The 1450-nt window shown below is 67.4% G+C and carries 1 protein-coding gene; it reads left to right on the top strand.

Annotated features, from left to right (window positions below; translation table 11 throughout):
* Positions 1 to 75: 75 nt before the first annotated feature.
* Positions 76 to 1450 (top strand): FtsW/RodA/SpoVE family cell cycle protein (locus EHS43_RS44450; RefSeq protein WP_148104339.1); only part of this gene is annotated, 1375 nt, incomplete at its 3' end.

Genomic DNA, 1450 nt, shown 5'->3' on the forward strand with positions numbered 1-1450 from the left:
CTCTCGGACGAGGAGAAGCAGGTCGTCGGGAACTGCGGTACGCAGTAGGCAAGCCGTGAGAGGCCCTGTCACACGATGAGCAGTACTTCGAACCCGTCGACGCACCACACGTCCACGATCGGCGCGATCGGCGCCCCGAGCCGCCGCAACACCGAGCTGGCGCTGCTGGTGTTCGCCGTCCTCATCCCGGTCTTCGCCTACGCCAACGTGGGGCTGGCGATCGACGACCAGGTCCCGACCGGGCTGCTGAGCTACGGCCTGGGCCTCGGCCTGCTGGCCGGCGTCGCCCATCTCGCCGTCCGCAAGTTCGCGCCCTACGCGGACCCGCTGATGCTGCCGCTGGCCACCCTGCTCAACGGCCTCGGGCTCGTCGCGATCTGGCGGCTGGACCAGTCGAAGCTGCTCCAGCAGATCGGCCAGGCCGGCGGCAAGGCGACCAACCAGCTGATCTACACGGCCATGGGGATCGCCCTGTTCGCCGTCGTGCTGATCTTCCTCAAGGACCACCGGGTCCTGCAGCGCTACACCTACATCTCCATGGTCGGCGCGCTGGTCCTGCTGCTCCTCCCGCTGGTCCCGGGCCTCGGCGCCAACATCACCTACGGCGCCAAGATCTGGATCCAGGTCGGCAGCTTCACCATCCAGCCCGGTGAGTTCGCCAAGATCGTGCTCGCGATCTTCTTCGCCGGCTACCTCATGGTCAAACGGGACGCGCTCGCCCTCGCCAGCCGCCGCTTCATGGGCCTGTACCTGCCGCGCGGCCGCGACCTCGGTCCGATCATCGTCGTCTGGATGATGTCGATCCTCATCCTGGTGTTCGAGACCGACCTCGGTACCTCGCTGCTGTTCTTCGGAATGTTCATCATCATGCTGTACGTCGCCACCGAGCGGACCAGCTGGATCGTCTTCGGTCTGCTGATGTCCGCGGCCGGCGCCGTCGGCGTGGCCAGCTTCGAACCGCACGTCCAGACGCGTGTCCAGGCCTGGCTCAACCCGATGCACGAGTACCTGCTCAGCCGCAACGGCAGCAACGACGGCATCGTCCACTCCGAGCAGGCCATGCAGGCCCTGTGGGCCTTCGGCTCCGGCGGCACCCTCGGCACCGGCTGGGGACAGGGCCACTCCGAACTGATCCGCTTCGCCGCCAACTCCGACTTCATCCTCGCGACCTTCGGCGAGGAGCTGGGCCTGGCCGGCCTCATGGCGATCCTGCTGATCTACGGCCTGATCGTGGAGCGCGGCGTGCGCACCGCCCTCGCCGCCCGCGACCCCTTCGGCAAGCTGCTCGCCATCGGCCTGTCCGGCGCCTTCGCGCTCCAGGTCTTCGTGGTGGCCGGCGGTGTGATGGGCCTGATCCCGCTGACCGGTATGACGATGCCCTTCCTCGCGTACGGCGGTTCCTCCGTCATCGCCAACTGGGCCCTGATCGGCATTCTGATCAGAATCAGCG

Origin of the sequence: Streptomyces sp. RP5T (assembly GCF_003933965.1) — a bacterium.
Lineage (GTDB): Bacteria > Actinomycetota > Actinomycetes > Streptomycetales > Streptomycetaceae > Streptomyces.